Source organism: Pseudoalteromonas sp. S1612, from assembly GCF_005887175.1.
Taxonomy (GTDB): Bacteria; Pseudomonadota; Gammaproteobacteria; order Enterobacterales; family Alteromonadaceae; genus Pseudoalteromonas; species Pseudoalteromonas undina.
Window position 1 is genome coordinate 1 of sequence record NZ_PNDH01000022.1, and the last position, 9,723, is coordinate 9,723.

At 40.4% G+C, this 9,723-nt stretch carries 11 protein-coding genes and 1 pseudogene; 9 read left to right on the forward strand and 3 right to left on the reverse strand.

Annotated elements, in window-relative coordinates:
* The 5 genes from CWB78_RS09370 to nth all read left to right on the forward strand — a co-directional run.
* Nucleotides 1-207, forward strand: a 207-nt coding sequence (locus tag CWB78_RS09370) for a hypothetical protein (protein ID WP_138595188.1), incomplete at its 5' end; no start/stop codon positions are given.
* Nucleotides 204-1,262, forward strand: a complete 1,059-nt coding sequence (gene rsxD / locus CWB78_RS09375) for an electron transport complex subunit RsxD (RefSeq protein ID WP_008115238.1) — start codon at nt 204-206, stop codon at nt 1,260-1,262. The genes CWB78_RS09370 and rsxD, both read left to right, overlap by 4 nt.
* Nucleotides 1,259-1,897: an electron transport complex subunit RsxG gene (rsxG, locus tag CWB78_RS09380; protein ID WP_138595190.1), complete on the forward strand. Its 639-nt coding sequence runs from the start codon at nt 1,259-1,261 to the stop codon at nt 1,895-1,897. The genes rsxD and rsxG overlap by 4 nt, the downstream gene beginning before the upstream one ends.
* Nucleotides 1,894-2,592 carry an electron transport complex subunit E gene (locus CWB78_RS09385; RefSeq protein WP_008115234.1) on the forward strand — a complete coding sequence of 233 codons (699 nt, stop codon included), beginning with the start codon at nt 1,894-1,896 and terminating at the stop codon, nt 2,590-2,592. Before rsxG ends, CWB78_RS09385 begins: the two co-directional genes overlap by 4 nt.
* 45 nt (nt 2,593-2,637) lie before the next feature.
* Nucleotides 2,638-3,270 carry an endonuclease III gene (gene nth, locus CWB78_RS09390; RefSeq protein ID WP_138595192.1) on the forward strand — a complete coding sequence of 211 codons (633 nt, stop codon included), beginning with the start codon at nt 2,638-2,640 and terminating at the stop codon, nt 3,268-3,270.
* A 159-nt stretch (nt 3,271-3,429) separates the two neighbouring features.
* Here nth and CWB78_RS09400 read toward each other — a convergent pair whose 3' ends face one another.
* Entirely contained in the window at nt 3,430-4,218 is a 789-nt protein-coding gene (locus CWB78_RS09400) for a HEPN domain-containing protein (protein ID WP_171040332.1), read from the reverse strand.
* Nucleotides 4,219-4,364: 146 nt separating this feature from the next.
* On the reverse strand, nt 4,365-4,733 hold the full coding sequence (locus tag CWB78_RS09405) for a hypothetical protein (RefSeq protein WP_138595194.1): 369 nt from the start codon (nt 4,731-4,733) through the stop codon (nt 4,365-4,367).
* Nucleotides 4,734-5,045: 312 nt separating this feature from the next.
* On the opposite strand from CWB78_RS09405, the pseudogene CWB78_RS18965 reads away from it, so the two are divergent.
* The 4 genes and pseudogenes from CWB78_RS18965 to gloA form a co-directional block, all read left to right on the forward strand.
* Nucleotides 5,046-5,129 (forward strand): annotated as a pseudogene (locus tag CWB78_RS18965) (endonuclease III); the annotation flags it as partial.
* A gap of 312 nt (nt 5,130-5,441) precedes the next feature.
* On the forward strand, nt 5,442-7,352 hold the full coding sequence (locus CWB78_RS09415; RefSeq protein WP_055013363.1) for an aminotransferase class V-fold PLP-dependent enzyme: 1,911 nt from the start codon (nt 5,442-5,444) through the stop codon (nt 7,350-7,352).
* 120 nt (nt 7,353-7,472) lie between these two features.
* Nucleotides 7,473-8,513, forward strand: a complete 1,041-nt coding sequence (locus CWB78_RS09420; RefSeq protein WP_138595196.1) for a serine hydrolase domain-containing protein — start codon at nt 7,473-7,475, stop codon at nt 8,511-8,513.
* Nucleotides 8,514-8,558: 45 nt separating this feature from the next.
* Nucleotides 8,559-8,960 carry a lactoylglutathione lyase gene (gene gloA / locus CWB78_RS09425; RefSeq protein WP_010388396.1) on the forward strand — a complete coding sequence of 134 codons (402 nt, stop codon included), beginning with the start codon at nt 8,559-8,561 and terminating at the stop codon, nt 8,958-8,960.
* A gap of 89 nt (nt 8,961-9,049) precedes the next feature.
* Here the strand turns inward: gloA and CWB78_RS09430 are convergent, their stop codons facing one another.
* A complete protein-coding gene (locus CWB78_RS09430; protein ID WP_008115225.1) occupies nt 9,050-9,316 on the reverse strand; it encodes a DksA/TraR family C4-type zinc finger protein in 267 nt (88 codons plus the stop codon).
* Nucleotides 9,317-9,723 lie beyond the last annotated feature (407 nt).

The following is a 9,723-nucleotide window of genomic DNA, read 5'->3' on the forward strand; positions in this document are numbered from 1 at the left end:
GCCGCTATTGCCCGCGCTAAAGCCAAAAAAGCAGCGCAGGCTGATGAATTAGCAAAACAAAGTGAAAACACTGAGCCACAAAGCAACGATGAATCTTCAGAAGGTTCACAGCAAACAGCTCAAGAAAAAAAGAAAGCCGCCGTAGCCGCCGCTATTGCTCGCGCTAAAGCTAAAAAGCAACAAAAAGAAGGAAACGATCAGTCATGAAACTAACCATGGCCAGTTCACCCCACAATCATAGTCACAAATCTGTGACACGTTTAATGTTAACTGTGATTGCGGCTTGTATTCCTGGTGTTATTGCGCAAGTTGTATTTTTTGGCACCGGTGTCCTTATCCAATTATTATTAGCGTTAGTGTGTGTAAGCGCATTTGAAGCAGCCGTTATGTTAATGCGTAAGCGCCCTATTTGGCCTGCATTAAGCGATGGCAGTGCATGGCTTACCGGTGTGTTATTGGCAATAAGTATTCCGCCTTTAGCGCCTTGGTGGATTATTGTTATAGGGTGTTTGTTTGCCATAGTTATTGTTAAACAGCTATATGGTGGTTTAGGGTTTAATTTATTTAACCCTGCAATGGCAGCCTATGTGCTTTTATTAGTGTCGTTCCCTGTGCAAATGACTGCTTGGTTACCCGTTACAGAATTACTTAATACGGGTATTACTTTTAGCCAGCAGTTAAGCTTAATCTTTAGCGACTTTACCACGTTAGGATACAGCTTAGATCAGCTCCGAGTAGGAATAGACGGCAGCACAATGGCTACCCCACTTGATACCTTAAAAACAGATATTGCTCACGGACTAACGGTGACAGAGAGCATGCAAAAGAGCGTATTTAATGAGTGGACTGGCCTAGGTTGGGGATGGGTTAACTTAGCCTTCTTACTCGGCGGCCTTTACCTGTTAAAAACAAAAGTAATTAACTGGCATATACCAGTGAGTTTTATTGCAAGCTTAAGCTTATGCGCAGCAATTGGTTATATTGCCTCGCCAGGTACAGAGCCGGGTGTAGTGTTTCACTTGTTTAGTGGTGCGACTATGCTGGGGGCCTTTTTTATCGCCACCGATCCTGTATCAGCTGCAACCACTAATCGAGGTCGCCTTATTTATGGTGCAGCAATTGGTTTAATTGTGTATTTAATTCGCACCTTTGGTGGTTTTCCTGATGCAGTTGCATTTGGGGTGTTGCTAATAAACATAGCGGTACCGCTTATCGATTACTATACACAACCAAGAACCTATGGCCATGGAGCAGTAAAATGATTATTTCTTCAATGGTAAAAAATGGCGCAATATTGTGTGGGTTTGCGTTACTAACAACTGGACTCGTTGCCACAATTAATACACTTACCGCTGATAAAATTGCAGAGCAAGAGCAATTGCAATTAACTAATCAGCTTCAAGAAGTATTGCCGCATTCCGAATACAGCAATGAGCTATCGCAAGATTGTGTAATTATATCTGATCCATTACTAGGGCCATACGACAACCAAGTTATTTATCGTGCCCGAAAAGATAACGAACCTGTGGCATTAGTCATTCGTCATGTCACCCCTAGCGGCTACAGTGGTGATATAAACTTACTCAGTGCAGTATATCGCGATGGTACCATTGCGGGTGTAAGGGTAACCAAACATGAAGAAACGCCAGGTTTAGGTGATAAAGTTGAAGTAAAAAAATCAGACTGGATCACCACATTTAATGCAAAAACAGTACAAAGCGAAAGCGACGATCGTTGGGCCGTTAAAAAAGACGGCGGCCAGTTTGATCAGTTTACTGGCGCTACAATTACACCTCGTGCCGTTGTAGGCTCAGTCAAAAACGCGGTACTTTATGCACAAGATAACTTTGATGCTCTGTTCGCAGCAGCAAACGCATGCCCAGAGGTAACGCCATGAGCGAATTAAAAACCCTTTACAAAGAAGGCTTATGGGGAAATAACCCCGCCTTGGTACAGTTATTAGGTTTATGCCCTTTACTCGCTGTTACCTCTACAATTACTAATGCGCTAGGTTTAGGCTTAGCAACCTTATTGGTATTAGTGGGCTCTAATATTACCGTATCAATAGTGCGTAACTGGGTACCTAAAGATATTAGAATACCTGTATTTGTGATGATCATTGCCGGTTTTGTAACAATAGTGCAGCTGTTAATGAACGCTTACACTTTTGGCCTCTACCAATCTTTAGGGATTTTCATCCCGTTAATTGTAACCAACTGCGCCATTATTGGCCGTGCAGAAGCGTTTGCCTCAAAAAACCCAGTACATTTATCTGCCTTTGATGGCTTAATGATGGGCTTAGGCTTTATGTTGGTTCTGGTTGTACTTGGCGCTATGCGAGAGCTGATTGGGCAAGGTACATTATTTGATGGTGCCGATTTATTACTCGGGCCTTGGGCTGCTATATTGCGCATTGAAGTATTTAGCTTTGATAGCCAGTTTTTATTGGCCATTTTACCACCGGGCGCATTCTTAGGGCTTGGGCTGCTAATTGCCGCTAAAAACGTAATTGATGCACAAATAAAATCAAAACAAGTCGCACCGCCAGAAGCTGAAAAAGGCCCTAGAGCGCGTGTAACTAGCTTAACTTAAGGGGAAAACGCATTAACTTAATAAAGCTAATGCGTTTTAAGTTATATGAATAAAGAAAAACGTCACCAAATACTTACTCGCTTACGCGACGACAATCCACATCCTGAGACGGAACTTGAATATTCAAGCCCATTTGAGTTGCTAGTTGCTGTAACACTGTCAGCACAAGCCACCGATGTTGGGGTAAATAAAGCCACTCGTAAATTATTTCCGGTTGCTAATACGCCACAAGCCATTTTAGATATTGGCCACGACACACTACGTGATTACATAAAAACCATCGGCTTATTTAATTCCAAAGCTGCGAACGTATACAAAATGTGCCAAATATTGGTAGATCTGCATAACGGTGAAGTGCCTGAAAACCGCGAAGCTCTAGAAGCCCTGCCAGGCGTAGGTCGTAAAACTGCTAACGTAGTATTAAATACAGCCTTCGGCTGGCCGACAATCGCTGTAGATACGCACATATTCCGTGTATCAAACCGTACTAAACTTGCCATGGGTAAAGACGTTGTAGCGGTTGAGCAAAAGCTCGAAAAAGTGATTCCCAAAGAATTTAAAGTCGATGTACATCACTGGCTCATTTTACATGGGCGTTATACTTGCGTGGCACGTAAACCAAAATGTGGCAGCTGTATTATTGAAGACTTGTGTGAGTTTAAAGAGAAAACAGAGTAATCAAAGCCTGCTTTGTGCCATGAGCAGACAGTGGTAACGCCCTGTTAAGTGGCTGCCAACATACCGCGAAACTCAAATAAGCCACCGTAAACACCAAACCTAACCAGAAGTAAAACCGCCGCGCGTTGGCAGTCCATCTTGAGCAGTTTGTTATAGGGCTTAGTACACAGTTTTTATTACTTTCTCGACACCCTCTATCAGTTCAAGTGCATCCTCTTTGGTTGGGTCTCTATCTTTTGGATGGTCGCACAGGTTACGTAAATCACCTAAATGTTGAATAAAACGCCATTTTGGAGTGTCAATGATGTCATGCTCTTTGAGCAACTGATAAAAATCAGATATTGAAGGGGTTTTCTTTCGAGATTTTAAGTTGTGCGTTTCACACACATGCCCAAGATGCTTTTCTAATACAACACCTGCAATTGCACCTGCGCCTCGAACAAAACCTTTTTTCGACAGTTCACGAGCAGCAGAAAGCTCACTGTCGAAAAGATCTGCCTGCAACACTTCCTGAATATCGAACAGCTTACTTTCAAAGCGTTTGCTAACAGCGGCTAGAATAGAAGTTTGCATCTCCATCTTCCCAACGGCAGCCGATTTATCTGCGACCACTTTTTGTTCATAACCTCGCGTAGTTCTAACACCCAAAAGATAGTCAGAAATGCTGTAAGTTAGAAAATCAATTTCTTTTCTCTTTTCTTGCTTGTACTGTTTAATAAAGTCGTCAACACGATCAGGTAGTAGCTGCTTTATAACTACCAAAGATTCGGAGTACCAAGAATCATAACTGCGATTAAAGTTTGGCAGTGTAACTTCGTCTTCTTCCAATTGTTTTTTAAAGTCATCAGGAAGACCTTGCACGTCATCAATCATTGCAAGGTATAAATGGTGACCACGCTTTTTGAGCTCAGTCACCTCTTCTTTCATCATTTCTATATTTGATTTCACTGCTACGACCTCCTTTGCCCTTATAACGCCGCAATCAGCGGCAGACTAGTTGTTGATTGTTTTGTGCGATAATGGCGAAGCCATGCACAAAACAAGCGACGGCTAGGCTGTCCAAGCCACGTAGTGGCTGATGCTGGATTGCCTTGTTAAGCATGCGGCCCCTGCAAAAACCTTTCGAGCCGACTTTTAGTTATACGCTGATTATTAATATACCAGTCATCACCTGTTTCGAAGCCAGAAAGGGAGTGGTCGGACTGTATTGAGAGCCACCCCACAAACTCCTGCTTGGTAGCAAAGGACTTTATAATTCCCAAATACTCTCCACCCAATTCATACCGTTTTCCACCCCTCCAAGTTAACCACTCATCGAAGTGAGTATAGTGAATCACATTTTTATCGAAGACAAAACCAACTCCACAATATCCGTAATGGCTAGAACTAATAGAGCTACCTTGCTTCAGGAATTCATAAACCCGTTCAGATAAATTTATTCCGTATTGTTGATCATTTTTCATCTGGAGTGCTTAACAATTTAATAGTGCGCTCATCGCGCATATTTCTGACGACGCTACGCTCATTTTTCTGCATAATATAGTTTTAACAAATAAGCTAAGGTATTACTATCACTAAGTTTTCTAAAACTTTAAAAAAAGTTAAATAGAACAATATGCGCGCGTCGCTCATTTTCGTGAATATATGCGCAAAGCAGAGTTTGATCACCCAATTGACTTTTATATTATCCAATATCAATGACAGGTTTTCGCTCAAAGCAGTCTTGAAAAAGTAAGTATTTTCGTTCTACGTTCATTATATTTTGGCTGGCCGACTCAAACCTTGATAAGTTTGCTATGGGTAAGAACCTTGTTGAAGTAGAAAAGAAGCTCGAAAAAGTAGTGCCTAAAGAGTTTAAAGATAAAGTAGAATAGATCCGTAAATAAAAAACGTTCATTTAGCACGATTGTTAATAATAAACCTCAATTATCAGGCTTATAAGAATAAGCTCAATGATTAATTCGTATTCCAGTGTTACCTTTTTGTTTATTCAAAGTAGGTGTCTAACTTTGGCACCTTTCATTTTTCATACCTTGTAAATCAATTCAAATAAAATCTGTTTATTCGTGATTTGCCGTAATTATTGGCACATTTTCAAAGTATTAATTTCACAAGTATCATTCCTTTAGTTATGCTACTGAGCATAAATAAAATTATAGTGCGGACCCTCTATGTTACCCTTACTTCGTATATTGTTAATTGAGCAAGACCCCAGCATCTTAAAAGAGCTTTCAACGAATTTGTCAAAAACAATTGCTAATTTTGAGCGAAGCGATATTCATATTGATATTATCGAACGTCTTGAACTTAAAGAAGCGCTTGAGTGTGTTGAAGAAGATGGCGATATTCAAGCTGTTGTACTTAGTTGGGATGTGCAAAATAAAGTAGGCGAGAAAATGTATAGCCGCTTTATCGAGCAACTAAAGAGGATCCGCCTTGAGTTACCCGTTTATGTTATTGGTGATGATACAAAAGGGCTAGAAATCGTTAATGAGTCGGAGGAGATTGAGTCTTTCTTCTTCAAAGATGAAGTAATCTCAGACCCTGAAGCAATTTTAGGTTATATGATTAACGATTTCGATGATCGCTCAGAAACCCCATTTTGGACGGCGTATCGCCGGTATGTTGGCGAGTCGAATGATTCATGGCACACTCCAGGACATAGTGGCGGTTCTAGCTTTAGAAATTCTCCTTATATTAAAGATTTTTATCAGTTTTATGGCCGTAATGTCTTCGTGGGTGACTTGTCGGTGTCAGTCGATTCGTTAGGCTCATTATCAGATAGCACCAATACCATTGGCCGTGCCCAAGAGTCAGCTGCGGCAACGTTTGAAGTGAAACATACCTATTTTGTTACCAACGGGTCATCTACCTCAAATAAAATCATCTTGCAGACACTGCTTCGCAAGGGCGATAAAGTGATTATTGACCGTAATTGCCATAAATCTGTGCACTACGGCATTTTGCAATCAGCCAGTTTACCCATTTATTTGTCGAGTATTTTAAATCCTAAATATGGGATTTTTGCGCCACCGTCATTGGCTGATATAAAACAAGCAATAGAACAAAATACCGATGCAAAATTACTGGTTCTTACCGGTTGCACTTATGATGGTCTGCTAAGCGACCTCAAACAGGTAGTAGAATTTGCTCATCAGCATGGTATTAAGGTGTTTATCGACGAAGCGTGGTTTGCTTACTCGCTGTTTCATCCAAGCTTACGTTACTATTCCGCCATTCATGCTGGCGCTGATTATGTTACTCATTCAGCGCATAAAGTGGTATCGGCGTTTTCTCAGGCGTCTTATATTCATGTTAACGATCCTGATTTCGATGCTGATTTCTTTCGCGAGATTTACAGTATTTATGCCAGTACATCGCCGAAATATCAGCTTATCGCGTCGCTTGATGTGTGCCAAAAGCAATTGGAGATGGAAGGCTATAAGTTACTCAATGCTTTGTTGAACCATGTGGAAGAATTTAAACAACAGATGGCTTCACTCAAACAAATTAAAGTGCTTGGTAAACAAGATTTTATGGAAATATTTCCACACTTTAGTGGTGATAACATGGGTCACGATCCGCTAAAAATTCTCATCGACATTAGCGAATTACCCTATTCATTAAAAGATATTCATAAATATCTTCTCGATGAAATTGGCCTAGAAATAGAAAAATACACCCACAGTACCATTTTGGTGTTACTGACTCTTGGCGGCACGCGTTCGAAGATCATTCGTTTATACAATGCGTTGAAAAAACTCGATAGTGGCAAGGTAAAACTAGCCACATCGACGCGACGTTCTCGCTTACCGGAAAACCTACCAGCTATAGACTTAGCCTGTATTCCAAGCGAAGCTTTTTATGGCGAGCGCGAATCGGTACCTATTAGCAAAAGTAACAACCGCATTTGCGCCGGTTTAGTTACGCCCTACCCGCCAGGCATTCCGCTTTTGGTTCCGGGGCAACATATTACACAAGAGCATGTAGACTATCTTAAGGAGCTTGCAGGACAAGGATTAACAATTCAAGGCAGTTTTGATGGCGAAATCTATGTTCTTAAGGGCAAAGCTAATAAGTAAAAAGTATATTTTAATAGAGTTGAACTCCTTATAACTAAACAGCAATATCACATGATATTGCTGTTTAGTAGAATAAAGAGCTGATCCTCACACTCCAAAAATAAATGAGACCAGAATGCAATGATACAGTTGAAGAACAAAAAGGCGCTCACGCTTCTGCGCGTTGCAGCTCTCATTGTTACTCTTACTAGCATATACATTTTTGCCCCTTGGCAGTTTGCTTTATATTACTTTCACCCACTGCCCGCTAACGTTCAAGCACAAACACAAGAGGCTATTGAACAAGGAATTGATGGCATTATTGTTTATATTCATAAACAAGGACAGCAACCTGAATATTTTGCAAATGGTTGGCATGATCGAGAGCAAAAAATCCCCGCATACCCTAATGCACTATTTAAAATAGGCAGTATCCGAAAGCTTTATGACGCAGCGGCTTTAACTAAGCTTGCAGCCATTGGACGTATTGATATAGATAAAACACTGGCTGATTATCTTCCATCATTAATTGGGCGCATTGAAAACGCAGATAAAATTACATTGCGAATGATGGTAAAGCACAAAAGTGGCATACCCAATTACACAGACACCGATAATTTTGATTGGTCAATCACCTACCCTGATCCACTTGCATTAGTGCTCGATGAACCCGCTGATTTTAGCCCTGATGCTGATTATGGCTATTCTAATACTAATTATTTGTTGCTGCGAAAAATTATGTCTAACGTACTGGGTTATGATCACAACCAATATATTAAAGATGAAATTTTAACGCCACTGGGCCTAACGAACACGTTTTCATCAGTGCATGAAATAAATTTAGTAGATTTGATGAGTGGTTACTACGTAGGTTATGAGAATGATTTTAAAGCACTCGATCAAGGCTATGTGGCTACCGCACAAGATATAGGCGACTTTCTTATTGCTTTAAACAAAGGCGCTTTTTTCGACGAACAAGAGCAAGCTTTGTATGCATCACTTTATAAGTATGAACACACGGGTTGGGTATTAGGGTATTCAAGCATTGCTCGTTATTATAAAGATATCGATACAGTCGTTGTACAGTTTATAAATACTAATGGCGATGATACTGTGATGCTCACAGAAATAATTTATAATCGGATTATTGATATTTTAACAGCGCAGCGGTATTCGTTATAAAATGGCTGCGTTATCAAAATTTATGTGAATTTTAAGAGGGTTTAAATGCGTTTACTACACACCATGTTACGGGTTGCTGATCTAGATAAATCAATTGCGTTTTATACTCAAGTGCTCGGTATGAAAGAGTTACGCCGTGCTGATAACGAAGAGTACCGCTACACCCTCGCCTTTGTAGGATACGGTGATGAAACTGACACGACAGTACTTGAACTAACCTATAACTGGGATACCGACAGCTACGATTTAGGTAATGCCTATGGCCATATCGCCATTGAGTTTGATGATATTTATAAAGCCTGTGAAGATATTAAGGGCGCTGGTGGTAACGTTAGCCGTGAACCAGGACCAGTAAAGGGTGGCACAACAGAAATTGCGTTTGTAAAAGATCCAGATGGCTACTCAATTGAACTTATTCAGAAAAAAGAGAACATGAATAAATTTTAGTAAATTTATTTAATAGGTTTACTAACCCCTTTTTAATTATCTAAGCTCAACTCTGATACGATATTAAAAAAGGTGCTGTATGCACCTTTTTATCGTAATTGACTGTCTTTACTGCCACGCCGATTAAGCCCTTTTGAAAGCCCGCCTTTACCTTCTAGGTCAGCTTGGCAGCTTACACAATACTTAACCCCAGGTACCGCAAGTCTTCGTGCCTGTGGTATTGGTTCATCACATTCTTCACATAGCTCGGCACTGGCTCCAGAAACTAAATTACTTCTAGCATACTGCACAGCGTCATTAACGCTTGCGTCAATTTGTTCTTGAATTGCACCATCGCGTGCCCATCCACTTGCCATATAACCTCCTATTTATTTGGACGTTTATATGTACCCTAACATAGGCGAAGTATATTTAAGCTGAATATAAAGAAAGGAAAGAAACTAATAATATATAGGAGTTATTATATTAAATTATTTAATTTTGAGATTTTAACTTCACTGGATAGTTTTGAAGTAGTGATGGAAATGCAGGTAAACTGATTTTAGATACTTTTTATTAAAAGCTATATTACTAATGAATAGTAGGTGGCATACCAAGAGATTTTTCACTCTTTATTATTTCGCGGATAGAGAGTGCTGCAGTCATACTGCTTTGTAGATTACTTAAAATAAGTAAGTGGCGTCCCCAAGGGGATTCGAACCCCTGTTACCGCCGTGAAAGGGCGGTGTCCTAGGCCTCGACGCCAGAGCGCCCCTGAAAAAGC